Origin of the sequence: Kribbella pittospori (genome assembly GCF_004331465.1) — a bacterium.
In the GTDB taxonomy this organism is placed as follows: domain Bacteria; phylum Actinomycetota; class Actinomycetes; order Propionibacteriales; family Kribbellaceae; genus Kribbella; species Kribbella pittospori.
This window is the reverse complement of record NZ_SJKB01000005.1, coordinates 58,693-85,522: the sequence shown is the minus strand read 5'-3', so window position 1 is coordinate 85,522 and position 26,830 is coordinate 58,693. Positions and strand designations below refer to the sequence as shown.

General features: G+C 68.8%; 26 protein-coding genes, 1 tRNA gene and 1 riboswitch. Of the genes, 7 read left to right on the top strand and 20 right to left on the bottom strand.

Annotated features, from left to right (window positions below; translation table 11 throughout):
- Window positions 1–49: 49 nt before the first annotated feature.
- The gene (locus E0H73_RS17245) at window positions 50–685 is read right to left on the bottom strand and encodes a tetratricopeptide repeat protein (protein WP_131356861.1); all 636 of its coding nucleotides are present in this window, start codon (window positions 683–685) and stop codon (window positions 50–52) included.
- Between the two features lie 22 nt (window positions 686–707).
- Between E0H73_RS17245 and E0H73_RS17240 the strand changes: the two genes are divergently transcribed.
- Window positions 708–1,253, top strand: a complete 546-nt coding sequence (locus E0H73_RS17240) for a GNAT family N-acetyltransferase (RefSeq protein WP_131356858.1) — start codon at window positions 708–710, stop codon at window positions 1,251–1,253.
- Window positions 1,254–1,521: 268 nt separating this feature from the next.
- Here E0H73_RS17240 and E0H73_RS17235 read toward each other — a convergent pair whose 3' ends face one another.
- Window positions 1,522–2,454, bottom strand: a complete 933-nt coding sequence (locus tag E0H73_RS17235) for a S1C family serine protease (protein WP_131356855.1) — start codon at window positions 2,452–2,454, stop codon at window positions 1,522–1,524.
- Window positions 2,455–2,572: 118 nt separating this feature from the next.
- On the opposite strand from E0H73_RS17235, the gene E0H73_RS17230 reads away from it, so the two are divergent.
- Entirely contained in the window at window positions 2,573–3,118 is a 546-nt protein-coding gene (locus E0H73_RS17230; RefSeq protein ID WP_131356852.1) for a TetR/AcrR family transcriptional regulator, read from the top strand.
- A gap of 82 nt (window positions 3,119–3,200) precedes the next feature.
- Entirely contained in the window at window positions 3,201–5,372 is a 2,172-nt protein-coding gene (locus E0H73_RS17225) for an MMPL family transporter (RefSeq protein WP_131356849.1), read from the top strand.
- A 37-nt stretch (window positions 5,373–5,409) separates the two neighbouring features.
- Here the strand turns inward: E0H73_RS17225 and E0H73_RS17220 are convergent, their stop codons facing one another.
- The 8 genes from E0H73_RS17220 to E0H73_RS17185 form a co-directional block, all read right to left on the bottom strand.
- A complete protein-coding gene (locus E0H73_RS17220) occupies window positions 5,410–6,189 on the bottom strand; it encodes a group I intron-associated PD-(D/E)XK endonuclease (protein ID WP_131356846.1) in 780 nt (259 codons plus the stop codon).
- A 52-nt stretch (window positions 6,190–6,241) separates the two neighbouring features.
- Window positions 6,242–6,315 (bottom strand) — tRNA-Pro (locus E0H73_RS17215).
- Between the two features lie 81 nt (window positions 6,316–6,396).
- Window positions 6,397–7,776, bottom strand: coding sequence for a ribosome biogenesis GTPase Der (der, locus tag E0H73_RS17210; protein WP_131356844.1), 1,380 nt, complete (start codon window positions 7,774–7,776; stop codon window positions 6,397–6,399).
- Window positions 7,769–8,497, bottom strand: coding sequence for a lysophospholipid acyltransferase family protein (locus E0H73_RS17205; RefSeq protein ID WP_131356841.1), 729 nt, complete (start codon window positions 8,495–8,497; stop codon window positions 7,769–7,771). The genes der and E0H73_RS17205 overlap by 8 nt, the downstream gene beginning before the upstream one ends.
- The gene (gene cmk / locus E0H73_RS17200) at window positions 8,494–9,174 is read right to left on the bottom strand and encodes a (d)CMP kinase (protein ID WP_131356838.1); all 681 of its coding nucleotides are present in this window, start codon (window positions 9,172–9,174) and stop codon (window positions 8,494–8,496) included. The genes E0H73_RS17205 and cmk overlap by 4 nt, the downstream gene beginning before the upstream one ends.
- A gap of 39 nt (window positions 9,175–9,213) precedes the next feature.
- Entirely contained in the window at window positions 9,214–10,278 is a 1,065-nt protein-coding gene (locus E0H73_RS17195; RefSeq protein ID WP_131356835.1) for a prephenate dehydrogenase, read from the bottom strand.
- A 3-nt stretch (window positions 10,279–10,281) separates the two neighbouring features.
- A complete protein-coding gene (gene aroH, locus E0H73_RS17190; protein ID WP_131356832.1) occupies window positions 10,282–10,650 on the bottom strand; it encodes a chorismate mutase in 369 nt (122 codons plus the stop codon).
- A 95-nt stretch (window positions 10,651–10,745) separates the two neighbouring features.
- Window positions 10,746–11,651, bottom strand: coding sequence for a helix-turn-helix domain-containing protein (locus E0H73_RS17185; protein WP_131356830.1), 906 nt, complete (start codon window positions 11,649–11,651; stop codon window positions 10,746–10,748).
- A gap of 89 nt (window positions 11,652–11,740) precedes the next feature.
- Between E0H73_RS17185 and E0H73_RS17180 the strand changes: the two genes are divergently transcribed.
- Entirely contained in the window at window positions 11,741–12,616 is an 876-nt protein-coding gene (locus tag E0H73_RS17180; RefSeq protein ID WP_131356827.1) for a phytanoyl-CoA dioxygenase family protein, read from the top strand.
- On the opposite strand, the gene E0H73_RS17175 is transcribed toward E0H73_RS17180, so the two are convergent.
- From E0H73_RS17175 to dop, 7 genes are all read right to left on the bottom strand, one after another.
- Window positions 12,613–13,455 carry a bifunctional 5,10-methylenetetrahydrofolate dehydrogenase/5,10-methenyltetrahydrofolate cyclohydrolase gene (locus tag E0H73_RS17175; protein WP_131356824.1) on the bottom strand — a complete coding sequence of 281 codons (843 nt, stop codon included), beginning with the start codon at window positions 13,453–13,455 and terminating at the stop codon, window positions 12,613–12,615. The two genes, E0H73_RS17180 and E0H73_RS17175, sit on opposite strands and share 4 nt — an antisense overlap.
- 30 nt (window positions 13,456–13,485) lie before the next feature.
- A riboswitch (ZMP/ZTP riboswitch) is annotated at window positions 13,486–13,575 on the bottom strand.
- The gene (locus tag E0H73_RS17170; protein WP_131356821.1) at window positions 13,576–15,312 is read right to left on the bottom strand and encodes a glycoside hydrolase family 84 protein; all 1,737 of its coding nucleotides are present in this window, start codon (window positions 15,310–15,312) and stop codon (window positions 13,576–13,578) included. It abuts the riboswitch before it with no gap.
- 7 nt (window positions 15,313–15,319) lie between these two features.
- Window positions 15,320–15,934, bottom strand: coding sequence for an NUDIX hydrolase (locus E0H73_RS17165; protein WP_131356818.1), 615 nt, complete (start codon window positions 15,932–15,934; stop codon window positions 15,320–15,322).
- A complete protein-coding gene (prcA, locus tag E0H73_RS17160; RefSeq protein ID WP_131356815.1) occupies window positions 15,931–16,785 on the bottom strand; it encodes a proteasome subunit alpha in 855 nt (284 codons plus the stop codon). Before prcA ends, E0H73_RS17165 begins: the two co-directional genes overlap by 4 nt.
- 51 nt (window positions 16,786–16,836) lie before the next feature.
- Window positions 16,837–17,679, bottom strand: coding sequence for a proteasome subunit beta (prcB, locus tag E0H73_RS17155; protein WP_131356812.1), 843 nt, complete (start codon window positions 17,677–17,679; stop codon window positions 16,837–16,839).
- 8 nt (window positions 17,680–17,687) lie between these two features.
- On the bottom strand, window positions 17,688–17,897 hold the full coding sequence (locus E0H73_RS17150; RefSeq protein ID WP_130448384.1) for a ubiquitin-like protein Pup: 210 nt from the start codon (window positions 17,895–17,897) through the stop codon (window positions 17,688–17,690).
- 57 nt (window positions 17,898–17,954) lie between these two features.
- The gene (gene dop, locus E0H73_RS17145) at window positions 17,955–19,475 is read right to left on the bottom strand and encodes a depupylase/deamidase Dop (RefSeq protein ID WP_131356809.1); all 1,521 of its coding nucleotides are present in this window, start codon (window positions 19,473–19,475) and stop codon (window positions 17,955–17,957) included.
- 82 nt (window positions 19,476–19,557) lie between these two features.
- Between dop and E0H73_RS17140 the strand changes: the two genes are divergently transcribed.
- Together E0H73_RS17140 and E0H73_RS17135 are read left to right on the top strand one after the other, a co-directional pair.
- Window positions 19,558–20,049, top strand: a complete 492-nt coding sequence (locus E0H73_RS17140; protein ID WP_238164094.1) for an NUDIX hydrolase — start codon at window positions 19,558–19,560, stop codon at window positions 20,047–20,049.
- A complete protein-coding gene (locus E0H73_RS17135; RefSeq protein WP_165555724.1) occupies window positions 20,046–20,786 on the top strand; it encodes a phosphotransferase in 741 nt (246 codons plus the stop codon). The genes E0H73_RS17140 and E0H73_RS17135 overlap by 4 nt, the downstream gene beginning before the upstream one ends.
- Window positions 20,787–20,793: 7 nt before the next feature.
- Here E0H73_RS17135 and E0H73_RS17130 read toward each other — a convergent pair whose 3' ends face one another.
- Window positions 20,794–21,138: a hypothetical protein gene (locus tag E0H73_RS17130; protein ID WP_131356799.1), complete on the bottom strand. Its 345-nt coding sequence runs from the start codon at window positions 21,136–21,138 to the stop codon at window positions 20,794–20,796.
- 60 nt (window positions 21,139–21,198) lie between these two features.
- On the bottom strand, window positions 21,199–24,030 hold the full coding sequence (locus E0H73_RS17125) for a helix-turn-helix transcriptional regulator (RefSeq protein WP_165555723.1): 2,832 nt from the start codon (window positions 24,028–24,030) through the stop codon (window positions 21,199–21,201).
- 121 nt (window positions 24,031–24,151) lie between these two features.
- On the opposite strand from E0H73_RS17125, the gene E0H73_RS17120 reads away from it, so the two are divergent.
- On the top strand, window positions 24,152–25,006 hold the full coding sequence (locus E0H73_RS17120; protein ID WP_131356793.1) for an alpha/beta fold hydrolase: 855 nt from the start codon (window positions 24,152–24,154) through the stop codon (window positions 25,004–25,006).
- 64 nt (window positions 25,007–25,070) lie between these two features.
- Here the strand turns inward: E0H73_RS17120 and arc are convergent, their stop codons facing one another.
- Window positions 25,071–26,816, bottom strand: coding sequence for a proteasome ATPase (arc, locus tag E0H73_RS17115; RefSeq protein WP_131356790.1), 1,746 nt, complete (start codon window positions 26,814–26,816; stop codon window positions 25,071–25,073).
- Window positions 26,817–26,830: the final 14 nt, after the last annotated feature.

The following is a 26,830-nucleotide window of genomic DNA, read 5'->3' as shown; positions in this document are numbered from 1 at the left end:
GCGGCGTCCCGCTCGCGCGGCCTTTTAGGTCGACGCCCGCTGACCGGCGCTAGATGCGGGAACGGGCTGCCTCGATGTGCTCGCTGACCTTGACGGCTCCGGCTGACGCCGCCAGCTCCTGCGCCTCGTCGGCCAGTGCGCGGGCGTCGTCCGGACGGTCTTGGGCGATGGCTACGTAGATGAGGCCGACGAGGTTGGCGGCAACGCCTGCTGTGAAGCCGAGAGTACGACGGAGTGCTGTCGACTCCTCGAGGAGCGTACGGGCGCCGTCGAGATCGCCGGAGATCTGCGCCGCGATGCCGAGGTGCCGGACGGCGTACGACAGCGTCAGGTCGTCGCCGGCCTTGTGGGCAAGGTCCCGCGAGGTCGTCAGCGGCTCGATCGAGGCTGGGACGTCGTCGCGCACGACCTGATGGAAGCAACCGATCCAGAACTGCGCGTTCGCCTCACCGCGCTGATCGCCCAGCGCGCCGTAGAGCTCGGTCGCCTGCTCGAACAGCGGGAGCTCGTGCGGATCCTCGACTCGGTTGTCCAGGAACCGTGCGTGCAACACCTTGCCGCGAGCGACTGCGAGATCCGCTTGCACGGCATCGAGCTCTCGCTGGGCCGCGGTCAGCCCCTCGAACTCCCCGTTGAAGATCGCTCGCTCACACAGCTCCGCGGCACGCACCATTCGCTCGTCCATCGCCAGATTCTAGGCTGACGCAATGAGCGGGTTCGCGAACTACGAGCCAGACACTGACCGCCGAGCGTTAGGTGCCGAGGTAGCGACACGACCGGCGGAAGAGGCCGATCTGGAGGCCTGCGCGCGGTTGATCGTGGCGCGCACAGGCGGGTCGGTCGACGGACGGCGTCGAAGGTTGCTCGGCGATCTGCAGGATCCACGCCGGTACTCCGCAGTCGCGTGCGTCGGTGACGAGGTGGTCGGGTACGGCGGGGTGATCTGGCATGAGACGACGTCCGCCGATCCACCTGGCATGGCGCCGACCGGGTACTACCTCGTCGGCCTGATCGTTTCACCGGACTGGCGCCGCCACGGGATAGGCGAGCTCCTGACAGTCGACCGCATGCGCTGGACGGCAGAGCGAGCAGACACCATCCACTACTTCGCCAACCTCGCAAACGGCCCCACCCTGGACCTCCACAACCACCTCGGCTTCACAGAAGTCACCCGAGACTTCACCTTCCCCGGCAACCCGTTGAAGCCCGGCACCGGCGTCCTACTCCGCGCGCCACTCAAGAAGAACCGCTGAGCGACGGCTGGAGTTCTGTGTGTTCGGACCCGAGTCCACAACTGATTGACTTCAGTCCCGCGACGGTCCCCACCCTCAACGGACTGCAGTCTCGCGACCGTCCCCACCCCGTACCCCGGACCTTCGAGTTGATCGACTGAGCCGAGTCCACCTCAGGCATTCAGCAAACCGGGCGACGCAGGAGCCCCGGCGCAGGCAAGGAAGGGGCGGGTGGGAGCGGCCGCGAGCACGCGGACGAAGGGAGCGCGCGTAGCGGGTGCATGGGGAACTATCTGTCGGTTAGTTCGGTGGGGTGGGCTACTACGTCTACCAGGGCGTTGTTGCGGATGGCTGTGATTTCGGTGCGACGGCCGATGGCGTCGGCGAAGAGTTGGCGTTGGAGGGATTGGGCGTCGCGGAGAGGTGTGCCGTCGACGGCAAGGACGAGGTCGCCTTGGCGGAGGCCGGCTTGCGCCGCGGGGCTTCCAGTGATGACCTCGACTACGCGGAGCGCACTCCGTTGGTCGAAGCGTTCAGCCAACTGGGGTCGGAGGGGTGCGGGCGTCGTCACCAGTCCGAGGTAGGCACGGCGTACCCGCCCGTCATGCAGCAGCGAATAGATGATCCGGCGAGTGGTCGGGTTGATGGGGACCGCGAGACCGAGACCGATGCCGGCCACGGCTGTGTTGATTCCGATCACCCGTCCGTTGCCGTCGGCAAGGGCTCCGCCGGAGTTCCCGGGGTTCAGCGCGGCGTCGGTCTGGATGACGTCCTCGATGATCCGTTGCGCCGACCCACTGCGCACCGGCAGCGACCGCCCGAGTGCGCTCACCACGCCCGCGGTCACGCTGCCGGCCAGGCCCAACGGATTGCCGACAGCAACCACCAGGTTCCCGACCTTCAGACCGTCCGCGTCGCCGTACTCCGGCGGATCCGGGATGTCCCGATCGGCGCGCAGTACGGCGAGGTCCGACAACCGGTCGACGCCGATCACCCGAGCCTCCGCCAAGGTGCCGTCGGCGAACTCCGCGGTCGCGCCCGAGCCGTCACCGACCACATGCGCGTTCGTGAGCAGGTGCCCATCCTCGGTCAGCACCACAGCCGATCCGGACGAGTCGCCCCGCCGGCTCCGGATCCGCAGACTCGCGACCCGCGGGATCAAGTGTTCCGCCACTCCCGAAACCACCCGGGAGTACGCGTCCAGTACGTCGTCCTCCGCCATCTCCGCCTCCTGATTACAGCATTACACCGCAATCAACCCAGCGCACCAGACGTGAGCCACAGCACAGATCTGACCGATCGGTTGAAAACTGGCCGATCGGTCAGGAAGGATGGCTTCCATGGCAGCCACCCCGGTCCGGGAGCGCACCCGGCACGAGATCGTCCGGCAGGCGATGCGCCTGTTCCAGGACAGGGGCTACAACGCCACCTCCTTGCAGGACATCGCCTCCGCCGCCGGTTGTTCCAAGGCGACGGTGCTGTACCACTTCAACGGCAAGCCCGCCGTCCTGGCCGCCGTGCTCGAGCCGGCCGCCGCGGACCTGGCCGGGCTGATGGACTCCGCCGCCGGGCTGTCGCAGGCCGAGGCCCAGGAGTTCGCGATCCAGCAGTTCACCGACCTCGCGGTGCGGTACCGCGGCGTGATCGACGTACTGCAAGACATCCTCCCGGTGATCGACGAGGTGCCCGAGATCGCCCAACTGGTTGCTGACGGCATCAGACTGACCGACCTGCTGGCCGGCAGCGACGATCCACTCGAGCGGGATCTGGCCAAGTTCGCCATCAACGGCCTGCTCGGCGAGTGCCGCCATCCCGGTGAACGCAGCGGCGACGAACTCCGCAACCTCTGCGACATCGCCCTGCGCAGAATTCTCAGATCCGCCTGACCACGACGTACATCGCCCCGGCCTCCGCCCCGACGCCGCGCTCCACTGCCCGCCCGCACGATCCGAACGGACGCCTAACCCGATGGCCAATCTGCTGTACCGGCTCGGCCGGTTCTCCTACCAGCGCCGGCGGCTCGTCGCCGCCGTCTGGGCGATCTTCCTCGTCGCGCTGGGGGTCGCCGCGCTGAGCCTCGGCGGCAAGACCGCGAACACGTTCTCCATCCCCGGCACCGAGTCGCAGCGCGCGCTCGACGCTCTCAAGCAGGAGTTGCCTGCGGCGAGCGGCGCGTCGGCCACGGTCGTGGTGAAGGCACCGGACGGCAAGACGCTCGCCGACCCGACCGTGAAGGCCGCCGTCGGCGCGACCGTCGCCAAGGTCGCGAAGGTGCCCGAGGTGATCGGTGCGGTCGACCCGTTCACCAGCAAGGCGATCAGCCCGGACGGCAGCACCGGCCTGATCAGCGTCCAGTTCAGCAAGCCCGCCGATGAGCTCTCGAAGCAGACCACCGAGGCGTACGACGGCCTGAGCGGACTCAGCTCCGGAGACCTCAAGGTGGTCCCGGGCGGCCAGGTCGTCGGCGGCGTACCCGAGATCGGAGCGACCGAGGTGATCGGCGTGGTCGTCGCGGGCATCGTGCTGGTCGTCACGTTCGGTTCGCTGGTCGCCGCCGGGATGACCTTGCTGACAGCGCTGCTCGGCGTGCTGGCCGGGATGGCTGGTCTGTTCATCGTGACCGCGTTCACCGATGTGTCGTCGACGGCACCGATCCTGGCGCTGATGCTCGGGCTCGCGGTGGGCATCGACTACGCGTTGTTCATCAGCTCACGGCACCGAAGCCAGCTCGCCGAGGGGATGGATCCCGAGGAGTCTGTTGCCCGGGCGACGGCGACCGCTGGGTCGGCGGTGCTGTTCGCGGGTGCGACGGTCGTCATCGCGCTGGCCGGTTTGTCCGTGGTCGGCGTTCCGTTCCTCACTGCGATGGGATTCGCGGCTGCAGCGACAGTGCTGACCGCCGTACTGGTCGCGCTCACGCTGCTGCCCGCGATGCTCGGGTTCATCGGGAACCGGATCCTCCCCCGCAAGATCCGGAAGGCGCCGGCCACCGCGCCGAAGGAAGGCTTCGGCTTCCGGTGGGGGCGGCTGGTCACCCGGTTCCGCGTCCCGATCGTTGCCATCGGCATCATCGGGCTCGGACTGCTGGCGATTCCGGCCAAGGACATGCGGCTCGCGCTGCCTGACGGCGCGTCGGCTGCGGCCGGCTCGAACCAGCGGGTCGCGTACGATTTGACCGCTCAGGCGTTCGGAGCAGGTGCCAACGGGCCGCTCGTCGTCGTTGTGAAGAGCAACGACCCGGCGAAGTCCGGCGCGCTCGTCCAGCAGGTGCTGGCGAAGACGCAGGGCATGCACGACGTAGTCGCGGCGCAGCCCGGCCCGGCGAGCCAGGACGGATCGACTCGCCTACTGCAGATCATTCCGCAGAGCGGACCGGCCACCGAGGCGACCGCGGACCTGGTGAAGGATCTGCGGTCGGCGGTCAAGCCGCTCGCGACCGGCGACTCGAGCATCTCGGTGACCGGTAACACGGCCGTCGGGGTTGATGTGTCGAACAAGCTGTCCGACGCGTTGCCGACGTACCTGTTCGTGGTCATCGGGCTTTCGTTCCTGCTGTTGCTGCTGGCGTTCCGGTCGCTGCTGGTGCCGCTGAAGGCGACGCTCGGATTCGTGCTGACAATCGGGGCGACGTTCGGGATCACGGTCGCTGTGTTCCAGCAGGGCTGGGGAGCAAGCCTGGTCGGCGTGGACTCGCCCGGACCGCTGGTGAGCTTCCTGCCGATCATCATGATGGGCGTGTTGTTCGGGCTGGCGATGGACTATGAGGTGTTCATCGTGTCGCGGGTGCGGGAGGAGTTCGTGCACGGGCGGCACGCGACCGACGCGACGATCCAAGGCATCGGGCACGGCGCTCGGGTGGTGACCGCGGCTGCGCTCATCATGGCGTCGGTGTTCGCCGGGTTCATCCTGGTGCACGATCCGATCATCAAGGCGATCGGCTTCGGCCTGACCATCGGCGTACTGATCGACGCCTTCGTGGTCCGGATGACGCTGGTCCCGGCCGTCCTGAGCCTGCTCGGCGACCGCGCCTGGTGGTTCCCGAAGTGGCTCGACCGCATCACCCCAAAGGTAGACATCGAAGGCGAAAGCCTCCGCATCGACGAAAACCCCGAGCCCAAGGAACTCGCCGGCATCCGCTGAACCCGGTGAGGGGCATCAGCCCAGAGCCGATACCCCCTCACCGCAACAAACTCGATGCGTCTCCGACTCGGTAGTGGACGTACGTCTCCGCATAGATCCGGACTCGCCCGGCCAGGACGGAACTCGGGATCACGAAGATGTCGCCCTCGCCGAGCACGATGAAGAACAGGTCGATCGAATCCGGGTCGTACGGCATCTTCCCGGCGGATTTGTCGAGCACGTACGGACGTCGCCCGATCCCCACGCTCCAGTGGCCCTTGCCGTCGCGGGCTGCGCACGTCTTGACCTGCACTCGTTGGATGCCCTTGGTCGTCGTCACCAGCAGGTCGTACGCCTGGGGCTCGACCGGCAGCGCAACTTCACAACCACGCAGAGCAAACCAAGCCATCGCCAGGCCAGGCGCTGCAGTCCGCAGCATCTCCGGCCGCACAGGCTGATCGAACACCTCGCCAGCAAGTGAGGGCGGTTGCGATGGCTTCAACGGCGTGCAATCCAGCCCCAGCCGCACAGCATGGCCCTTGATGCGGACCCGAGTCTCGGGGCTGTCGCCGATGCCGAGGCCGGCGAACACGTCCGCCCAGCAGGTCGACTCACGCATCGCCGCACGCAACTGCCGATCGGACCACCGCCGTTGTCCGGTGAAGTGATTCGTGTCCAGGTCAAGCCGGGACGCATGCCGTTGGAGGGAGCGGATGGTGCCTGCGGAGGTGCCTTTCAGGCCGAGGGCGCGGGCGACCGCGCGCCATGACGCGTTGGTCTGCACAGCTTCACAAAGTTCGACATCGGTCCAGGTCCGCCGCTCCCCCGTGGTGTTCATGGGGATCAACGTAAAGAGGGGCACCGACAGAATCGGCGCCCCTCTTTGGGGGTCGGGCTGACAGGATTTGAACCTGCGGTCTTCTGGCCCCCAGCCAGACGCGTTACCAAACTACGCCACAGCCCGGCGCTCGCTCCAAGGAGCGAGCCGGGGTAAACCTTACCGCATGCTCGGGGGTGGTTCTTACCGGGTTTCGGGGAGGTGGGGTCAGCGCTTGGGCTTCTTCTGGCGGGCTCGGATCTGGACGTGGACGGGGCTGCCGACGAAGCCGAAGTCTTCGCGCAGGCGGCGCTCGATGAAGCGCTGGTACGACGGCTCGATCTGGCCGGAGGTGAAGATCGCGAACGTCGGCGGCATGGTGGTGGCCTGGGTGCCGAACAGGATCTTCGGCTGCTTGCCGGAGCGGACCGGGTGCGGGTGCGCCGCCACCAGCCGGCCGAGGAAGGCGTTCAGCTGGCCGGTCGGGACGCGGGTCTGCCAGCCCTCGAGCGCCGCCTCGATGGCCGGGACGAGCTTCTCCATGTGCCGGCCGGTCAGCGCGCTGATGTTCACCCGCGGCGCCCAGCGGAACTGCACCAGGTCGCGGTCGATCTCGCGCTCCAGGTAGTAACGCCGGTCCTCGTCGACCAGGTCCCACTTGTTGTACGCGATCACCAGGGCCTTGCCGGCCTCCTCGACCGCGTTCATGATCCGCAGGTCCTGCTCGGACATCGTCTCCGAGGCGTCGATGACCACGACGACGACCTCGGCCCGCTCGATCGCGGCGTTGGTCCGCAGCGAGGCGTAGTACTCGTGTCCGGAGGCGTTCTTCACCTTGCGCCGGATCCCGGCGGTGTCGATGAACCGCCACTCCTTGCCCGCGAGCGTGATCAGCTCGTCCACAGGGTCGACCGTCGTACCGGCGACGTCGCTGACGACGACCCGGTCCTCCTTGGCCACCTTGTTCAGCAGCGAGGACTTGCCCACGTTCGGCTTGCCGACGATCGCGATCCGGCGCGGTCCACCGGCCTCGCCGTCGCGCTCCGGCGGCGCCTCGGGCAACGCCTCGAGGACGGCGTCGAGCATGTCGCCGGTGCCGCGGCCGTGCATGCCCGAGACGGGGAACGGCTCGCCGATGCCGAGGCTCCACAGGTTCATCGCCTCGGACTCGATCCGCTGGTCGTCGACCTTGTTCGCGGCCAGCACGACCGGCTTGCCGGACTTGCGCAGTACGCGGACGACGGCCTCGTCGGCGTCGGTGATGCCGACTGTCGCGTCCACGACGAAGAGGACGGCGTCGGCGGCGTTGATGGCGACCTCGGCCTGGGCGGCGACCAGTGCGGCCATTCCGACCGCGTCCGGGTCCCAGCCGCCGGTGTCGACGACGGTGAAGCCCCGGCCGGCCCAGTTGGCGTCGTACGAGACGCGGTCGCGGGTGACACCCGGGGTGTCCTCGACGACGGCCTCCCGGCGGCCGATGATGCGGTTCACCAGCGTGGACTTGCCCACGTTCGGCCGGCCGACGATCGCGAGCACCGGCAGCGGACCGGTGTCCTCACGGTCGTGCGTGGGCTCGGCAAAGTCGTAGCCGGTGGGCAGGTCACTCATCAGGGTCCTTCTTGTCTGGCCCGCCCGGGAGAGGGTGGCCGGTGGCTTCGACGGCCGCCTTCATATGGGCTCGCAGCACGTCGCCGATCTGGTCGGCAACCGCTCGTACGTCGGAGTGCCTCCGGGGAAATGGTACGCGGTCAACCGTGAAGACCTCGCCATAGACGACGTCGATCGGGCTCCCGGCGGGTGGGAAACCCTCCACATCGCCGTGCGGCAGCCGGGTCCCGAGCAGCGCCACCGGCAGGATCGGCGCCCCCGTCACCATGGCCAGATACGCCACTCCGCCCCGGATCCGGCTGAAGTCGCCCGGGCCGCGGGTCCCCTCCGGGTAGATGTTCAGCACCCGGCCGTCCCGCAGTACGTGGATCGACTGCCGCACCGCGAGCGGGTCGTACGACGACCTGTCGACGGGGATCTGCCCGATCCGGCGCAGGAACCAGCCCTGCAGGCCGCCGAACACCTCGATCTTGCCCAGCTGGTGCAGCATCCGGGGTGCGATCGCCCCGAGCAGCGGTGCATCCAGCAGGCTGAGGTGGTTCGGGGTCATCAGCACCGGCCCGGTCAGCGGGAATCGGTCCTCGTTGTAGACGGTCAGCTTGTACTTGCGCTCGAAGTACGGCTTGGCGACCTTGCGCAGCGGCAGCGCGAGCCGGTACGGCAACGGGCGCAGGTCGGCAGTGCTGGGCAGCTCCAGGTGCCCGGTGACTTCGGCTGTCATGACTCCCGGCGCGCGGCCTCGGCCTCCTTCGCAAGCCGGCTGATCACGTCGATGACCTCCTCCAGGGACAGATGCGTCGAGTCGATGGTGACCGCGCCGTCGGAGGCGACCTGGAACTCCGACACGGTCGCGTCGTCGGCGTCCCGGCGGACGATCTGGTCGCGCAGCTGCTCGGCCGTCACCGAACCGGCCGCGAGCTCGGCGCCGCGGCGCGCCATCCGGGCGTCCTGGTCGGCGGTGAGCAGCACCTTCAGCTCGGCGTCGGTCGCGACCACGGTGGCGATGTCCCGGCCCTCGACCACGATCCCGCCGCTCGGCTGGGCGGCGTCGATGACGGCGCGCTGCCGCCGGATCAGCTCCTTGCGGACGTCGAGGTTGGTGGCGATCTTGGAGACCGACTCGCTGATCCGCGGCTCCCGGATCGCGGTCGTCACGTCCGTGCCGTCGGCGATGACGAACTGCCGCGTGGGGTCGGTGCTGATCTCCAGCCGCAGCTCCCGCGCCCGCTCCGCGACCGCAGCGGGGTCGTCGAGATCGAGCCCGTGCTCCATCGCCGACCACGTCACCGCGCGGTACGTCGCACCGGTGTCCAGAAAGCGCAACCCCAGCCGGCTGGCGACGCCTCGGGCGGTGCTCGACTTGCCGGAGCCGCTCGGGCCGTCCACAGCGATAATCATGGCCCAGAGATTACCTGTGGGAGGGGACAACCCGGGCACCTACCGGTGCACGACCCAGCCCCGCTCGGTCAGTACGTCGACCAACTGGTCGACCGAGCCCGGTTTGACCGCCAACTCGACCTCACCGACCGGGCGGCCGGGGCTGTGGTCGATCCGCAGGTCCTCGACGTTCGCACCGGACTCGGCGGCGTCGGCGAACAGCCGGGCCAGCTGTCCCGGCCGGTCCGGGATCGTGACCAGAACGGTGACGAGATCGATGTGCGGCGTACCGTGCTTGCCGGGCACGCGGACCGCGCCGGAAACGCCCTGGCCGAGGATCGAGGTCAGCTCCTCGCCGGCCTCTTCCTTGCCCAGAGCAATGAGTACTCGGTCGAGTTCGCCGCGGATCTGCTCGAGCAGACCGGTCAGGGCAGTCGAGTTCGCGGACACGATCTGGGTCCACAGCTTCGGGTCGCCGGCCGCGATCCGGGTGACGTCACGGACTCCCTGACCGGACAACTGCAGATGCGAGCTCGGGGCGTCGGCCAGCGTGCCGGCGGCGAGCGCCGACATCAGGTGCGGCAGGTGCGACACCCGTGCGACAGCGAGGTCGTGGTCCTCGACCGACAGCTCGACAGTCCGCGCGCCCGACGCCTCGGCCAGCCGCCGGACCAGCTCGACCGCTTCTGGTGCGCTGGTCTCGTGCGGAGTGATCGCCCAGGTCGCGCCGTCGAACAGGTCAGCGCGACCGGCCAACGGGCCGTTCCGCTCCGATCCCGCCATCGGGTGGCTGCCGACGTACCGGCTGAGGTCGTTCGTGAGCTTGCGCGCGTCGGCCAGCGGCTTGGACTTCACGCTGGCTGCGTCGGTGACGATCGCGTCGGTCTGCTCGAGCTGCTCAGCGATCACCGCGCCGACATGGTCCGGCGGTACGGCGACCACCACGAGCTGAGGCTCGATCTGGACCAGCCGCGAACCGGCCCCGATCCGCTCAGCCATCAGCGCGCTGTCCGGGTTGGCGTCGACCAGCTCCACGACCACACCGAGCCGGGCCAGCGCCAGGCCGATCGACGTACCGATCAAGCCGGTCCCGACGATCCGGACCGGACCCCGCAGCTCACTCATGGGTCACTGGGCGCCCGTCAGATCCGGTCGGAGCGCGACGGCGCCGTGCAGGTAGACATGCTGGATCTTCTCCCGGGACCGCTGCGACTCGGTGTGCACCATCATCCGGACCACCCGCGGCAGCGCGTGCGGCACCGCGATCTCCTGCATGCACATCAGCGGTACGTCGGTCAGCCCGATCTGCCGGCCCGCCACCGCCGGGAACTCCGAGTGCAGGTCCGGCGTGACGGTGAACAGGATGCTGATCAGATCCTCGTTCTCCAGATCGTTCGCCTCCAGGACCGCCCGCACCAGCTCGGCGGACCGCTCGAGCAGATGCTCGCGCTCGTCCACGTCGAGCTGGGTGGCACCCCGGATCGCCCGTACCGCCACGTGTCCGCCTCCTCGCTCAGGTACTCCTGTCTGTCTCAACACTAGGCCAGAGCCGCCACAGAGTGGACAGCCGTCTCGGATTCTGCCCCCGGGCCTCAGCCAGCCCGAGCGGCCTCCAGCAGCCGCCGGGCCACCGGAAGCAGCCCGGCCTCGCGTACCGGCGCAAGCGGATCGGACAGCTGCCGACGACGCCGGAACGTGCCCGGCGGTTCGCCGTACGCGAGGGAGAAGCGCCGTGAGAAGTGGTATGGATTGCTGTAGCCGCCGTCGGACGCGATCTCCGCGATCGTCGCGTTGGTGCGGAGCAGAGCAGTCGCCGCGCGGGCCAGCCGGATCAGATCCAAGGCGTACGCCGGTCCGCAGTCGTACCGCTCCCGGAACAGCCGGTGCAGGTGCCCCGCCGACAGGTTCGCCGCGGCGGCCAGCTCGGGGACGGAGATGATCCGCGGCCCGCCCCTGGCCCACACCGTCGCAACGTGGTCGACCATGCGCCGAACACCGTCCGGCATCTCCTCCCGCGACGCCCCGACCGGAGCGCTGAGGAAGACCTCCAGCATCGTCGCCACCAGCCGGTCACTGTGTCCTGGAACCGACTCCGGTACGCCGGCCAGGTCCAGCAGATAGGTGCACAGCTCGTCCAGCAGCCCGGGATCGGACCTCGGCCGTACCGAAGGCCAACTCGACGGAGCACCGAGTCCGCCGAAGTCCTCGATCTGGAAGTGCACGTAGGCGTGCCGCGACCACTGATCACAGTCCCAGATATAGGCATCCCGGTTGCCGCGCCGGGCCAACGCCACCGTTCCCGGGCGCAACTCCTCCTCGACCGTCGCTTGATGGACCCCGGCGTCGTCGTACACCTCGGTCCGCCACAGCGCCGAACCGTGCAGGAGCCAGAGCAGTTCGAAGTTCGGCAACCAGCGCGGACCGTACGTTGCCCCGGGCGCATAGTCCGCGACCTGGACCACGGAGTTCACGCTGATCACCGGCGGTCGCGATGTCACGAACAGATAGTAGAGCGCCTGCTCGCGACATTGGCCGTCCCGCCGTGCTCTGAGACTGTGAACCAACCCCACGCCGGATGGAGCACCAGATGCCGCCTGTCACCGCCGTACGCAGGTTCACCGAGGTCACCGACGAGTTGATCGAGTCGTTCCAGCGGGACGGCTTCGTTGTACTCGATCAGGCCCTTCCACCCGACCAGGTCGCCGCGCTCCACACAGCGGCCGAGGACCTGTGCCGCGGTGACCTCGGCGAGGTCGAAGGTGGCCCGAGCACAGAGCCGGGCGAGGACGTCCTGCGCAAGTACCTGTGCATCCACCAGCCGCACAAGGTGTCCGACGCGGCGCTGGCCGCGTTGCACGCACCGCGGGTGGTGACGGCACTGACCGCGCTGATCGGGCCGAACGTCAAGGCGATGCAGTCGATGCTGTTCATCAAGTCCGAGGGCAAGCCGGGCCAGGCCTGGCACCAGGACGAGTTCTTCATCCCGACCAGGGACCGCTCGCTGACCGCGGTGTGGATCGCGCTGGACGACGCCACCGTGGAGAACGGCTGCCTGTGGGTACTGCCCGGCTCGCACCGGCGCGGCGTCATCTATCCCGACCGGGAGCAGGACGACCTCCGCTTCGACTGCACGGTGGAGTTGTTCGACTTCCCGTACTCCGACGACGACGCCGTACCGGTCGAGGTGCCGGCGGGTGCGGCGGTGATCTTCAACGGCTACCTGCTGCACCGATCACTGCCGAACACCAGCCGGCGCGGACTCCGCCGGGCCCTCGCCAACCACTACATGAGCGCGGAGTCGCTGCTCCCCTGGCACTCCGTGCCGGCCGACGTCCATGTCGGCAAACACGACTACCGCGACATCGTGATGGTCGCCGGGACGGACCCGTACGCCTACAAGGGCATCGACGACATCGCCCGCCCGCACTCCCGCGCCGACAAGGACGGTGGCTGCGACCGTTAGGCGGTCTGTGCCTCGGCAGCGTCGACGGCCTGCTCCAGGAGCAGGGCGATCGTCATCGGGCCGACACCGCCCGGGACCGGCGTGATCAGGCTCGCGACCTCGGCCGCCGCGGCGAAGTCGACGTCCCCGACGTTGCCCTCGTTGTAGCCGGCGTCGACGACGACCGCGCCGGGCTTCAGCCAGTCGCCCTGGAGGAAGTTCGCCCGGCCGACCGCGGCCACCACGATGTCCGCGGTCCGCACGATCGCGGGCAGGTCGGTGGTCCGCGAGTGCGTGTAGGTGACGGTCGCGTTCGATGCCAGCAGCAACATCCCGACCGGCTTGCCGAGAATCGGGCTGCGGCCGATCACGACCGCGTGCGCCCCGGCGATCGGTACGTCGTACGCCTCGAGCAGCCGCATGATCCCGCCGGGGGTCGCGGACCGGAACCCGGGTTCGCCGAACGCCATCGCGCCGAACGACCGCGTGGTCACCCCGTCGACGTCCTTGGCCGGGTCGATCGCCTCGAACGCGGCCCGCTCGTCGATCTGCGCCGGCACCGGGTGCTGCAGCAGGATCCCGTGCACCGCGGGATCCTCGGACAGCTTGGTCAGCTCCGCGACCAGGTCCTCGGTCGTCGTCTCGGCAGGCAGTACGACGCTCCGCGACCCGATGCCGGCCTTCTTCGAGCGGTTCTGCTTCATCCGCACGTACGTCGCGGACGCGGGGTCGTCACCGACCAGCACGGTGGCCAGGCACGGCTGGACCCCGGTCCGCTCCTGCAGTGCACGGGCGCGGTCGGCCGCCTTCGCCACCATCTCGGCGGCGAGGTCGGTCCCGGTCATCAAAGTGGCAGTCATGGCACGCGCTCCCTTGGGCGTCGACAACAGGTCAAGTGCCCAGGCGCGCGGCTCGGCCGGATCCTCCGGCGGACCGTTCCCCGGTGGTCGTCCACCTCAGCGCCAGTCGCGGTCCACCGGTCAGGATACCCGGCCGCCCTCTGTCGCCTCGGTCAGGAAGGTCTCGATGACAGGGTCACCGAGTTGGGGATGGGTCTTGGAGTGTGGGAGCCGGCTGTCGCGGATCGTCTTGGCCTGGGTGACCAGATGGTCGATCTGGTCCCGGGTCGTGGCGGCGTCCGAGCTGTTGCCTTCGGCCACTGCTTCGAGGTGCCGGAGAGACTCGCGCAACGCTTGCGCCCAGAGGAAGGCCGCGTCGAGCCAGGCCCCGGCCTCGTCAGCGAACGCCGGGTCAGCCACCCCGGCGCGGATCCGGGCGGGTGCGTTCTCGATGGCCTCGAGGTACGGCTCGAGCTGAGCAATGGCCCCGGCGAGGTCGCCCGCCTTCCAGGTCTTCCAGAACGCGGTGATCTGCGCGGCCAGGACCGGCGCGTTCACGAGGTGGAGCCGGCCGTCGTACGTGGTGAGGTCGGCGAAGACCTCCAGGGCCGCGATCGTCTCGGCGTCTCCCCCGGCCCGCTCGGCGAGCGCGCGGTGCCACGAGGCCTGCTCGTCGTACGTCGCCGGGTTCCAGCCGAACTCGGCGAACGAGTAGAGCGCGATCTTGCTGGCCGCGGCCTGGTTCATCGGGTTCGAGATCACGCCGACGACCTGGTCGGCGAGGCCCGGCTCGCGACCGCTGTACGCCGCCAGCAGGATCCGGGCCGCTGCGTAGTCGTTGACCGGGTAGTTGTCCCAGATCAGGATGTCGTGCCCGAACACGGCCTTCGCCTCGGCCGCTTGTGCGCTCGTGATCGTCTCCGGTACGACGCCGATGCCGGTCCAGTGCACGACCACGGCGCTGTCCATCTGCTCGCGCAGCGCCTGCTTGTACGGCGTCTCGTCGACGTTGTAGTACTCGGTCGGGACCATCTGCAGCGGGGCGAGATCCGGCTTGGTCGCGACCCACTCGCGCTGGATCCGGTTCAGCAACTCGCTCTGGGCGCGCCCGGCGCCGCCACCGCCGGCGCCGTACTTCTCCTCGTCCTCGGTGCTGTGCCACTTCTCGTACTCGATGTCGTCCAGGGCCACGTTGAAGGCGCGCGCACCCAGTGCGTAGAGCGCCTCGAACTTCGCGATCAGCGCCTGGAAGTCGCTGTCGTCGGAGTAGCGGATCGACAGGCCGGGCGACAGCGCGAAGGTGAAGTCGACCTTGTTCCGCACCGCGCGCTCGACCAGCTCGCCGAGCTCGGCCAGCTTGTCGGCCGGGTACGGGTCGCGCCACCGCTCGCGGTGGTACGGGTCGTCCTTCGGCGCGTACTCGTAGGTGTTCATCTTGTGCGTGCCGAGGTAGTCCAGATGATCGAGCCGATCCGCGTGCGACCACGGCGTACCGTAGAAGCCTTCGATGGAACCGCGGTAGCGCATCGTCGGCCAGTCGCGGATCTCGACGCCGTCCACATGGTTGCCCTCGACAAGCTGTGCGAAGGTCTGCGCGGCGTAGAAGGTGCCGCGCTGATCGACACCGTCGAGGACGACCTGGTTGTCGCCGACGGCAACGACGTACCCCTCGGGAGGCAATCCCTCGGCAGTGCCTCCGAGTCGCACAGTGACAGCAGCCTCGCCGTCGGTGATCGTCTGTACGCCGGCCCGTGTCAGCGTCTCGCGGACGACTCGCTCGGCGTCCGGATCGGTGGTCGGGCCGTGCACCAGCCCGACGGTGTCGCCGAGGTCGAAACCGTCGTCGCGACGGGTGGTCTGCTGAGGCTCAGGCGTCATGGCCCTACTACAGCAGTCCGGCGTGATCCAGCGCTAGATAGGCCGCGTCGAGGCCGGTCATCGCACCTGGTGTGCGCAACTCGGCACGGAACGCGTCGACAGTGAGCTCGACCGGAACGCAGTCCTCGGTCTCGTCCAGCGACTGCTTGCCGTCCGGCCGGCAGCCGCGCGCGATCGCGATGTACTTCCGGAACGTCGAGGATGCCGAAGACCACTGCCAGCCGACCAGGTCGAGCGTCTCGCAGGTGTACCCGGTCTCCTCCTCGAGCTCGCGTGCACCGGCCAGCGCCGGCTCCTCCCCCGGCTCGACCAGCCCACCGGGCAGGTTCGTCACGATCCGGTCAGGCCCGGCCCGGAACATCCGGATCGTCACGATCCGTCCCTCCGGCGTCAACGGCAGCACCGTGACACCGGCGCTGATCCCCTGATCGGACTCGGGGCCGAACACGTCCCACTCGACCTCGCGCCCGTCCGGCAGCCGGTACCGCCGCAGCTTCACCGTCAGGAACCGGTGAAACCCCAGCTCCTCACCCACCAACTCCCAGGCCGTGGGGTCACCGGGCCGAGACAGTTCAGCCGCCGCGGAGTCCGCAGCGGCTGAACGCCATTCCGGCTCGCTCACAGCGGCCGGTCGTCGTCCGGCTCCTCCGGTGGAGCAATAGGTACGTCGTCCGTCGGCGGGGCGACCGGGGCATCGTCGGCCGGTGCGGACGTCGCTCCGTCCTCTGCGGCCGGCGTCGAGTCCTTGGACTCCGCAGTGGCGTCCTCGGCCGGGCGGGACTCGGACAGGATGCGCTCCAGCGTCTCCACGGAGATCCGCTTGAACTTGCGCACCTGGGTCCGGGTCCGGTCCAGGACCGCGACCTCGATCTGGTCCGACGTCAACTGCCGGACCTCGGTGCCGTCGTGGCCGAGTGCGTCCACGGCCAGCCGGAGCGCACCCGCCAGCGAGATGCCCTCCTGGTAGTGCTCGCCGACGTAGTCCGCGACCTGCTCGGCCGGACCGCCCATCACGGCGTACCCACGGACGTCCGCGATCGAGCCGTCGTAGGTGAGCCGGTAGATCTGGTCCTCGGCCGCACTGCCGCCGATCTCGGCGACCAGGATCTCCACCTCGAGCGGCTTCTCACCGCCGGAGGAGAAGATCGCGCCGAGGGTCTGCGCGTAGGCGTTGGCCAGTGCGCGGCCGGTGACGTCACGCCGGTCGTAGGAGTACCCGCGCATGTCGGCCAGCCGGACGCCGGCGATCCGCAGGTTCTCGAACTCGTTGTACCGGCCGACGGCGGCGAAGGCCATCTTGTCGTAGATCTCGGCCACCTTGTGCAGCGCGGGCGAGCGGTTCTCCGCGACGAACAGGATGCCGTCGGCGTACTGCAGTGCGATCGCGCTGCGGCCCTTGGCGATGCCCTTGCGGGCGAAGTCGGCCCGGTCCCGCATCAGCTGCTCGGGCGAGACGTAGAACGGAACGCTCATCGAAGGTGTCGTCCTCTATCGGTCGATGGGACTGTATCGGTTGATCGGGGGTCAGGTCAGGGAGGCCGAGGCCGGGCCGTCGGGGCGCTGGTGCCGCTCGGCCCAGACGCTGTCGACGATCGCGGCCACCTCGTCCTCGGGCAGCCGTTTGTAGCCGTCCGCCGTGACCACGCCGACCACCGGAAAGATCCGCCGCAGCATGTCCGGGCCACCGGTCGCCGAGTCGTCGTCGGCGGCGTCGATCAGGGACTGGATCACCACCGTCACGCAGTCGGTGGCGGACAGGTCCTCGCGGTACAGCTTCTTCAGCGCGCCGCGGGCGAACAGCGAGCCCGAGCCGACACTGTGGAAGTGGGTCTCCTCGTAGCGCCCGCCGGTCGGGTCGTAGGAGAAGATCCGGCCGCCCTTGATGTCCTCGTCGTAGCCCGCGAACAGCGGCACCACGGCCAGGCCCTGCATCGCCATCGCCAGGTTGCCCCGGATCAGCGCGCTCAGCCGGTTGGACTTGCCGTCCAGGCTGAGGGTGGCGCCCTCGAGCTTCTCGTAGTGCTCGAGCTCGACCTGGAACAGCCGGACCATCTCGATCCCGAAACCGGCCGAGCCCGCGAACGCGACCGCGGAGTACTCGTCGGCGGGGAACACCTTCTCGATGTCACGCTGGGCGATGATGTTGCCCATCGTGGCCCGCCGGTCGCCGGCCATCACCACGCCACCGGGGAAGGTGGCCGCGACGATCGTCGTACCGTGCGGGACGTCGTGGGAGAAGTCGGCCGACCCCAGGCTGCGCCGTCCAGGCAACAGGTCGGGCGCGTGCCCGGACAGGAAGTCCATGAACGACGAGCCACCTGGGATCAGGAAGGCTTCCGGCAACCGGCCGGAGGCATCAAAAGTCATCGAGCGGTTCACTCCCCACCCTTTTGCACGAATCCGCGGACGAACTCCTCGGCGTTCTCCTCGAGCACCTCGTCGATCTCGTCCAGGATCGAATCGACGTCCTCGTCGAGCCGTTCCTTGCGCTCCTGGACGTCTTCCGACGCCTCGACCTGCTCGACCTCTTCCTCGGTCGACGAACGCTTCGGCTGCTTGTGCTGCTGACCGCCGTCCTTCGCCATGTGACACACCTCCTAGAACCGCTGGGAGGGTCGCCCAACCGACCCTCAATAGCGACCCTACCCGGCGGCGCCCCCAGTAATGGTGCGAACCAGGTCACTCGCGGTGTCGCATTGGTCAAGAAGTGCCCCGACATGCGCCTTCGTGCCCCGCAACGGGTCCAGTGTCGGGATCCGCTGCAGCGACTCCTTACCCGGCAGATCGAAGATCACCGAGTCCCAGGAGGCGGCCGCGACCTGCGGCGCGTACTGCTGCATGCAGCGGCCGCGGAAGTACGCCCGCGTGTCGGTCGGCGGGTGCGACACCGCCATCCGGATCTCCTCGTCGGAGACGAGCCGCTGCATCCGGCCGGCCTTCACCAATTTGTAGTAAAGACCCTTGTCCGGGCGCAGGTCGGCGTACTGCAGGTCGACCAGGTGCAGCTTGGGGTCGTCCCACTCCAGGCCGTCGCGGTCGCGGTAGGACTGGAGCAGCTTGTACTTCGCCACCCAGTCGAGCTGGTCGGCCAGCTTCATCGGATCGATGGCCAGCTGATCCAGGATCTGCTCCCAGCGGTGCAGCACGTCCTTGGTCTGCCGGTCCGCGTCGTCGCCGTACTTGTCCTCGACGTACTTGCGGGCCTGCTCCAGGTACTCCGTCTGCAGCTGGACGGCGGTGAGCTTGCGGCCGTCCTTCAGCGTCATCAGGTGCGTACAGGTGGGGTCGTGGCTGACCTCGTGCAGCGCGGTGACCGGGCGGTCCACGCTCAGGTCGTCGGTCAGCCAGCCGTCCTCGATCATCGCCAGCACCAGCGAGGCGGTGCCGACCTTCAGGTACGTCGAGATCTCGGACAGGTTCGCGTCGCCGATGATCACGTGCAGCCGGCGGTACCGGTCCGGATTGGCGTGCGGCTCGTCGCGGGTGTTGATGATCGGGCGCTTCAGCGTCGTCTCCAGGCCGACCTCGACCTCGAAGTAGTCGGCCCGCTGGCTGATCTGGAAACCGTTCGCGGTGCCGTCCTGGCCGATCCCGACGCGGCCGGCGCCGGTGACCACCTGACGGCTCACGAAGAACGGCGTCAGGTGCCGCACGATCGACGCGAACGGCGTGGACCGGCGCATCAGGTAGTTCTCGTGCGAGCCGTACGACGCGCCCTTGTTGTCGACGTTGTTCTTGTACAGGTTCAGCGGCGGGGCGCCGGGGATCTGCCGGGCCTGTCGCGCGCCCTCCATGATCACCAGTTCGCCGGCCTTGTCCCAGACCACCACGTCGCGCGGATTGGTCGTCTCGGGCGCCGAGTACTCCGGGTGGGCGTGGTCGACGTACAGCCTCGCGCCGTTGGTCAGGATCACGTTCGCCAGCCCGGTCTCCTCGTCGGTGAGCTGGCTGGAATCGGCCACCTCCCGGCTCAGGTCGAAGCCGCGCGCGTCCCGCAGCGGGTGCTCCTCGTCGAAGTCCCATCGGGTCTTGCGCGCGAGCGGCTGCGTCTGCGCGTAGCCGTTCACCACCTGGCTCGAGGTCAGCATCGGGTTCGCCCCGGGCTGGCCTGGTACCGAGATCCCGAACTCTGTCTCGGTTCCCATGATCCGCCGAACACTCATGCGAACGAGCCTACGCGGTGTCCGCGACGAAATCCGTTGCTGTGTCCACAGGGTTACGTGTGAGACTTCGCGGGTGGACGAAATGGTGGCCATTCTGGACGACGACAACGTGGTAATCGAGGCACGGCCGCGGTCGGAGATGCGGCGGGACAACCTGCGACACTCCGCGACCGGCGTACTCGTCCGGAATGCGGCCGGTGAGATCTACGTGCATCGCCGTACGCCGACCAAGGATCTCTACCCGAGCCGGTACGACTTCTCGGCCGGCGGCGTCGTTGCCGCCGGCGAGGATCCGTACGACGCCGTGGTCCGGGAGCTGGCCGAGGAACTCGGGATCACCGATGCGGAGCTGACCCGGCTGCCGGAGGACGACTTCGCAGACGACCACACCAGGTACCACGCCTACCTGTACACGTGCGTCTGGGACGGCCCGGTCAAGCACCAGCCGGAGGAGGTCGAGTGGGGCGCCTGGATGTCCCCCGCCGACCTCGTAGCCAAGCTGGACGATCCGGACTGGTCCTTCATGCCCGACACCACCGCCCTCCTCGGGCCCTACGTCAGGAGCCTCGTGTGACCATCATCGAGGGGTGGGACAGCCACGCGTGGATCGACGGTCCGTGGATCTACCGCTCACCCCGCCGCCCGGCAGTCCGTCCCCGCCTGCTGACTGAGGCCACACTGATGCCCTGGCTTGCTCCACAGCTACCTCTGCCAGTCCCGGTGCCGGAGACGACGGAGGACGGCGTACGGCATCTGTTGCTGCCTGGCACACCGCTCGAGGACGGCGGTACGGCGATCGGTCGCCAGATCGGAGCATTCCTCCGAGCGCTGCATGCCGTGGACCCGGCGGAGGCGGAGGCACGTGGAGTCCCCGGCGCGCCCGCGGCGTTTGCCGACAAGGCGGTGTTCCTGGACGAGTGCCGGGCTCAGATCGTGCCGCTCCTACCCGCCGAGCTGCGGCCGTCGGCCATGGCACTGCTCGATCGTGTTGCCCAGGTTCGGAGCAGCCTGGTGCACTGCGATTTCGGTCCGGAGCACATCCTGGTCACCGACGGACGGATCACCGGCATCATCGACTGGACCGACGCCGAGATCGGTGATCCGGCACTCGATCTGTGCTGGGTTCTCAACAGTGCTCCGGACGCACTGGTCGACGGTGTGGCCGAGACCTACGACATCACTCCGGAGTTGCGAGAGCGCGCCCGGGACTGGGGGCGCCTCTCGCCCTGGTACGGCGTCCACCGCGGCCTGCTGCTGGATCTGCCTGACGACGTGGAGAACGGGCTCAGAGACATCGTCTCCGGGCTCTGAGTGGCTGTCAGCGGGTGTTGCGGCGGCCGATGGTGCGGGCGAAGTTGACGGCGACCAGGCCGGCCCAGGAGACGACCAGGCCACGCAGGCCGAGCATGTCGGCCGAGATGGCGGTGATCGGGATGGCCGCGACGACCGAGATGATCGCCAACGCGAGGCCACCTGGGTCCGTTTCGCGGCTCGGGTGCGGCGGACCGGCCCGCTCCGGCAGCGCGCCGGCCTGTCGGTGCGCATCCCGCTCGTCGAGTTTCGCCAGGAAGCTGTCGATGACTTCCGCTTCGTACTCCGGTCCCAACTCCTGCCGCGCGGCCACCGCCGCCCGCAGGTCCTTCCGCACCTCATCCGTCGCCATACCAGCAAGTTAAGCCCGGCTCGCCGTCCCCGTAATCAGGGGAAACCCCGGTCGCACCCTTCAGCTGTGCCCGGACATCCGGTGGGCGATCGCAGCGGCCTCGATCCGGTTGGCGGCACCGAGTTTCCGCAGAATGTGCGACACGTGGACGCCGACCGTCCGGACACTGATCACCAGCGTCACGGCGATCTCGCGATCGGTGCAGCCACGAGACAGCAGCGTCAGCACCTCAGCCTCGCGCGCTGTCAGGCCGAGAACCTCGTCAAAGCCTCCGGCGGGTTCAACGTCGGCCGGCGGGGTCGCGATCCGCAGGCGGGCCAGTTCGGCGAGCAGCTCGAGCTCTCGCTGCAACGGCTGCGCACCGATCCGGACCGCAACCTCGTACGCCGAACGGGCCGGAATGCTTGCCTCGGCCCGCGATCCTCCGGCTGTCACCACTGCCTCCGCCTGGCGCCAGCGGCAGTAGGCGGTGAGCGGTGCACGGGCCAGGAGTTCCCAGCGACCCGCGGCATCCACCCACAGTCCAGGATCGGCGATGCCCCGGGTGCGCTCGTACTCGGCCTCGGCCAGCCCCAGCCAGGCGCCGCCGACCGGCGTCACCGGTAGGGCGTCCTCGCCGGCACGACGGGCGACCGCGATCAGTTGGTCAGCGCGGTCGAGCACGCTCCGCTCCGCGGCGGCATCGCGTCGGGTCCTGGCCACCGCGGCGAGGTCGGCCTGTGCCCGCAACCCCTTTGCACAGAACCACACCCGAAGCTGTTCAGCCCTGACGGACCCCAACGATTCCAAGGCCGCGTTCGTGTGCTCTGCGGCGTCGGCCCACCGCCGCTCCCACAGCGCGAGTTCGGCCAGGTCGACGTCGTAGATGCCCAGGCCACGGTCCGGGCGCAGCGTCTGGAGCGCGGCGTCGAGGTGCTCCCGCGCCGCGACGAAGTCACCGCGGCCGACGTCGAGATCGGCTCGGAGCATCAGCAGCATGTACGGGAAGCTCGCCATCGTCGACCGCAGCGCGGCCGTGCTCAGCGCATCGGCCTCGTCCCACTCGCCCCGGGCGAGCAGCGCCTCGATCAGATTCGAGACCAGTACGGCGCTCTTGAGGCCGTACCGATGGATCGCCTCCAGACCCGCGCGGCCGATCTGGACGGACTCCTCCAGCCGGCCGAGCATCGTCAGGGAATCGGTCAGGTTGACGTACACCCGATCCAGCCCGATCCGGTCGCCGATCTCCTCGGCCACCAGCAGCGCCTCACGGAGGTCGGCCAGGCCCTCCTCGGTCCTGCCCAGGTAAACGAGGTCGGCGCCACGCACGGTCAGCGCCCGAACCAGGCCCTCGCCGGCACCGGCGTCACGCGCGAGCGCCAACGCCTCCTCGGCCAGCCGTACCGATGCCGCGTGGCGCCACGCGACCATCAGACCGCCCGCGAGTGAGGCCACCACGTACGCCCGATCCGGCACCGGCTCGGCCGGTGCGAGCTCGACCGCCCGCTCCAGCGCCGCGAGTCCGGACAGGTCGCTGCCGATCTGGTGGAGGTACTCCCCCAGGCGTACCTGCAGCAGTGCCGCCCGACGCCGATCGCCGACTCCGACCAGGTCGATCGCCTGCCGGACAAGCTCGACCGCCCGAGGTGCCTCGCCGGTCTCGCCGGCAAGCACGGCGGCCCACGAACAGATACCGCCGAGATCGGAGCCGGCGAGCTCGGCCGCGTTCGGCACCGCCGGCCACAGCGAGATCGCTCGCTCCAGATGGGCGCGCGCCTCCGCGAGACCGGCGACGGACACGGCTTCATTGGCGGCGGCGACCGACGCTGCCAGCGCCTCGGCCATGCGCCCCGCGGCCGCCCAGTGCGGTGCCAGCTCGGCCGGCGCGGCCGCGCCCGAGCGCGCGAGCTCCTCGGCGAGGTGTTCGTGAATCTCCTCGCGCTCCCCCGGCAGCAGGGTCGCGTACACCGCCTCGGCCAGCAACGCATGCCGGAACCGATAGCTGCTCGTCGCCGGTTCGGCGACCAGCACGCCGTGCTCGACCGCCTGCCGCAGCGCTATGCGAACGTCCTGCTCGGGCATTACGGCGACCGCTCGCAGCAGCGAGTATCCGACCTCCCGGCCCGCGGCCGAGGCAATCCGGACGACCGCCCGGGCCTGCTGGTCGAGCCGGTCGACCCGCTGCAGCAGGAGCTCACGCAAGCCTCGCGGCAGACCACCGTCGCGGGCCGCGGCGATCAGTTCCTGCGCGAAGAACGGATTGCCCTCGGAGCGGACCACGATCGTGTCAGCGAAGGCAGCGGTCCGTGGCGGGACGGCGTACGACGCGACAAGTGTGGCCAGTTCGTCGCGGTCGAGCGGTCCGAGGTCGACGAGCAGGGCCGATCCCGAACGCCGTACCCCATTGGCGAGCCGGAGCATCCGCTCGGCAGACGACCGCTCGTCGGCGCGGTACGTCCCGACCAGCAGCACCGGCCGGTCGTCGACGTACTGCGCGAGGTACACCACGAGATCGAGCGTGGAGGTGTCCGCCCAGTGCAGATCTTCGAGGACGAGCAGCACCGGGGCGGAATCCGCCCGCTCTGTCAGCAGACCCAGGACGAGCTCGAAGACCCGGAACTGCTGGCCGTCTGCCCGAGGGAGGGCACCGACCGGACCCAGTGCCTGCGCGAACGGCTGGTACGGCAATTCGGTCCCGACCAGGTCGATCGAGCGCCCGAGCAGGACTTCGAAGCCGGCGTCCCGGGCGCGCACGGACAGCTCGGAGGTCAGCCGCGTCTTACCGATGCCGGCCTCGCCCGTGATCAGGACGGTTCCTCCGCGGCAGGCCCGAGCAGCGTCCAGCGCGCCCTCGAGCGCCTCGAGTTCACGGGCGCGCCCGACGAACACATCGTCGCTCGGGCCGACCTTCATCTCGTCAGTATCACGCCGGATACGTAGGCGGTGGGCCAGGGATACGTAGCTCGTTCCCGATGCCGTCCTTGCCCCCGCCCGGTGACGATCGAGTCGACCGAACGAACCAAGGGGAGGGACCATGACTGCAGTCATCGAGCAGCCGACGATCCACACCGTGCGAGGCGGTGGTGGTCTGCGCCTGCACGTCCGCGAATGGGGCCGGCCGGACGGGCCACCGATCGTGTTCATCCACGGCCTGTCGCAGAGCCATCTGTGCTGGCGGAAGCAATACGAGAGCGCGCTCGCCGGAGAGTTCCGGCTCGTGGCGTTCGACCTGCGCGGTCACGGCATGTCCGAGGCGCCGCTGGAGCAGGAGCACTACACCGACGCCCGGCTGTGGGCCGACGACCTCGCCGCGGTCATCGAGCAGTTGCACCTCGACCGACCGGTCGTGGTGGGTTGGTCGTACGGCGCCTTCGTCATCTGCGACTACGTGCGAGCGTACGGCGAGGATCGGATCGGCGGGATCGACCTCATCGGCGGAGCAGCCCGGCTCGGTCCGGCGGCGTTCGGCACACTGATCGGGCCCGGCTTCCTGGACAACTTCCCCGATCTGATCGCCGACGACCTGCCGACCAACATTCGTGGGGCGCGCGGTCTGATCAGGGCCTTCTCGGCCATCCCGTTCACGGCGGACGACACGGAACTGCTGCTCGCGGCGAGCATGACCGTCCCGGCCCGGATCCGGGCCAACCTGGGAGCCCGCGAAATCGACGAGGACGACGTACTGCGGACGCTCACGGTGCCGCTGCTGGTCACCCACGGCAGAGCCGACACTGTGGTGCTCCCGGCGATGGCAGAACACCTCCTGGCGACCTGCCCGACCGCCGAGGCCGCCTGGTACGACGGAGTCGGCCACACCGTGCACCTGGAGCAGCCCGACCACTTCAACCGTGAGCTCGCCGATCTGACCCGCCGCGTCGCTGTGTCCTGACTGCCACAGACGGACGACCGCCCCTGGACGGCGTGTCCAGGGGCGGTCGTCGTACGACGGTGTCTTACAGGTACTGACCCGTGTTGGTGGCCGTGTCGATGGAGCGGCCGGGCTCCGTGCCCTGCTTGCCGGAGATGAGCGTACGGATGTAGACGATCCGCTCGCCCTTCTTGCCGGAGATGCGGGCCCAGTCGTCCGGGTTGGTCGTGTTCGGAAGGTCCTCGTTCTCCTTGAACTCGTCCACGCACGCCTGCAGCAGGTGCTGCACCCGCAGACCCTTCTGGTTCTCGTCCAGGAAGGCCTTGATCGCCATCTTCTTGGCCCGGTCGACGATGTTCTGGATCATCGCGCCCGAGTTGAAGTCCTTGAAGTACAGGACCTCCTTGTCGCCGTTGGCGTAGGTGACCTCGAGGAACCGGTTCTCGTCGGCCTCGGTGTACATCCGCTCGACGGTGCGCTGAATCATACCGTTCACACACTCCGCCTTGTCGCCGCCGAACTCGCTCAGGTCGTCGGTGTGCAGCGGCAGGGTGGTGGTCAGGTACTTTGAGAAGATGTCCCGGGCCGCCTCGGCGTCCGGGCGCTCGATCTTGATCTTCACGTCCAGCCGGCCGGGTCGCAGGATGGCCGGGTCGATCATGTCCTCACGGTTCGAGGCACCGATGACCAGGACGTTCTCCAGGCCCTCGACACCGTCGATCTCGCTCAGCAACTGCGGAACGATGGTGTTCTCGACGTCGGAGGAGACACCGCTTCCGCGGGTGCGGAACAGCGAGTCCATCTCGTCGAAGAACACGATCACCGGCATACCCTCGGAGGCCTTCTCACGGGCCCGCTGGAAGACCAGCCGGATGTGCCGCTCGGTCTCGCCGACGTACTTGTTCAGCAGCTCCGGACCCTTGATGTTGAGGAAGAAGGACTTCTGCCCGTCCACCCCGGTCCGCTCGGCCACCTTCTTGGCCAGCGAGTTGGCCACCGCCTTCGCGATCAGGGTCTTGCCACAGCCCGGCGGGCCGTACAGCAGGACGCCCTTCGGCGGCTTCAGCTCGTGCTCGAGGAACAGGTCCTTGTGCAGGTACGGCAGCTCGACCGCGTCCCGGATCTGCTCGATCTGACCGGACAGGCCACCGATCTGCGTGTAGTCGATGTCCGGGACCTCTTCGAGGATCAGCTCCTCGACCTCGGACTTCGGGATCTTCTCGTAGACGTATCCGGAGCGTGGCTCCAGCAGCAGCGAGTCACCGGCCCGCAGGGGGATGTCGAGCAGCGGCGAGGCGAGCCGGACGACCCGTTCCTCGTCGGCCTGCGCGATCACCAGCGCCCGCTCGCCGTCGGCGAGCAGTTCCTTCAGCATCACCACGTCGCCGACGACCTCGAAATCGCAGGCCTCGACCACGTTCAGCGCCTCGTTCAGCATCAGCTCCTGGCCGAGCTTCAGCCCGTCCAGGTCGACCGAGGGGCTGGCCGCGACCCGGAGCTTGCGGCCCCCGGTGAACACGTCCAGCGTGTCGTCGTCATTGCGGCCGAGGAAGGTGCCGAAACCGGACGGCGGTTGGGCCAGCCGGTCGACCTCCTCCTTCAGGGCGATGATCTTCTCTCGCGCCTCCCGCAGCGTCTCTGCCAGCCGCTCGTTCTGAGCGGTGACACTCGCCAAGGAGGCCTGGGTTTCGGACAGCCTGCTCTCGAGCGACCGGCTGTCAGCCGGATGCTCCAGCAACCGACGCCGCAACGCTGCGACCTCGGCTTCCAGGTAACGGACCTGGTTACGCAGCTCTGCCGCGGTAGGACTCTCGTCTCCAGCCACGATCATCACCTCACCATGTG

Excerpts from the sequence above, each read along its gene's own strand:
- E0H73_RS17125 (WP_165555723.1), bottom strand. The coding sequence starts at position 24,030 with ATGAAGGTCGGCCCGAGCGACGATGTGTTCGTCGGGCGCGCCCGTGAA.
- dop (WP_131356809.1), bottom strand. The coding sequence starts at position 19,475 with ATGAGTGTTCGGCGGATCATGGGAACCGAGACAGAGTTCGGGATCTCG.
- E0H73_RS17180 (WP_131356827.1), top strand. The coding sequence starts at position 11,741 with ATGCCGCCTGTCACCGCCGTACGCAGGTTCACCGAGGTCACCGACGAG.
- E0H73_RS17130 (WP_131356799.1), bottom strand. The coding sequence starts at position 21,138 with ATGGCGACGGATGAGGTGCGGAAGGACCTGCGGGCGGCGGTGGCCGCG.
- E0H73_RS17150 (WP_130448384.1), bottom strand. The coding sequence starts at position 17,897 with ATGGCGAAGGACGGCGGTCAGCAGCACAAGCAGCCGAAGCGTTCGTCG.
- der (WP_131356844.1), bottom strand. The coding sequence starts at position 7,776 with ATGAGTGACCTGCCCACCGGCTACGACTTTGCCGAGCCCACGCACGAC.
- prcB (WP_131356812.1), bottom strand. The coding sequence starts at position 17,679 with ATGACTTTTGATGCCTCCGGCCGGTTGCCGGAAGCCTTCCTGATCCCA.
- E0H73_RS17120 (WP_131356793.1), top strand. The coding sequence starts at position 24,152 with ATGACTGCAGTCATCGAGCAGCCGACGATCCACACCGTGCGAGGCGGT.
- E0H73_RS17195 (WP_131356835.1), bottom strand. The coding sequence starts at position 10,278 with ATGAGTGAGCTGCGGGGTCCGGTCCGGATCGTCGGGACCGGCTTGATC.
- E0H73_RS17170 (WP_131356821.1), bottom strand. The coding sequence starts at position 15,312 with ATGACGCCTGAGCCTCAGCAGACCACCCGTCGCGACGACGGTTTCGAC.
- E0H73_RS17220 (WP_131356846.1), bottom strand. The coding sequence starts at position 6,189 with ATGAACACCACGGGGGAGCGGCGGACCTGGACCGATGTCGAACTTTGT.
- E0H73_RS17230 (WP_131356852.1), top strand. The coding sequence starts at position 2,573 with ATGGCAGCCACCCCGGTCCGGGAGCGCACCCGGCACGAGATCGTCCGG.
- E0H73_RS17245 (WP_131356861.1), bottom strand. The coding sequence starts at position 685 with ATGGACGAGCGAATGGTGCGTGCCGCGGAGCTGTGTGAGCGAGCGATC.
- arc (WP_131356790.1), bottom strand. The coding sequence starts at position 26,816 with ATGATCGTGGCTGGAGACGAGAGTCCTACCGCGGCAGAGCTGCGTAAC.
- E0H73_RS17205 (WP_131356841.1), bottom strand. The coding sequence starts at position 8,497 with ATGACAGCCGAAGTCACCGGGCACCTGGAGCTGCCCAGCACTGCCGAC.
- prcA (WP_131356815.1), bottom strand. The coding sequence starts at position 16,785 with ATGAGCGTTCCGTTCTACGTCTCGCCCGAGCAGCTGATGCGGGACCGG.
- E0H73_RS17225 (WP_131356849.1), top strand. The coding sequence starts at position 3,201 with ATGGCCAATCTGCTGTACCGGCTCGGCCGGTTCTCCTACCAGCGCCGG.
- E0H73_RS17140 (WP_238164094.1), top strand. The coding sequence starts at position 19,558 with ATGGTGGCCATTCTGGACGACGACAACGTGGTAATCGAGGCACGGCCG.
- E0H73_RS17240 (WP_131356858.1), top strand. The coding sequence starts at position 708 with ATGAGCGGGTTCGCGAACTACGAGCCAGACACTGACCGCCGAGCGTTA.
- E0H73_RS17175 (WP_131356824.1), bottom strand. The coding sequence starts at position 13,455 with ATGACTGCCACTTTGATGACCGGGACCGACCTCGCCGCCGAGATGGTG.
- E0H73_RS17235 (WP_131356855.1), bottom strand. The coding sequence starts at position 2,454 with ATGGCGGAGGACGACGTACTGGACGCGTACTCCCGGGTGGTTTCGGGA.
- cmk (WP_131356838.1), bottom strand. The coding sequence starts at position 9,174 with ATGATTATCGCTGTGGACGGCCCGAGCGGCTCCGGCAAGTCGAGCACC.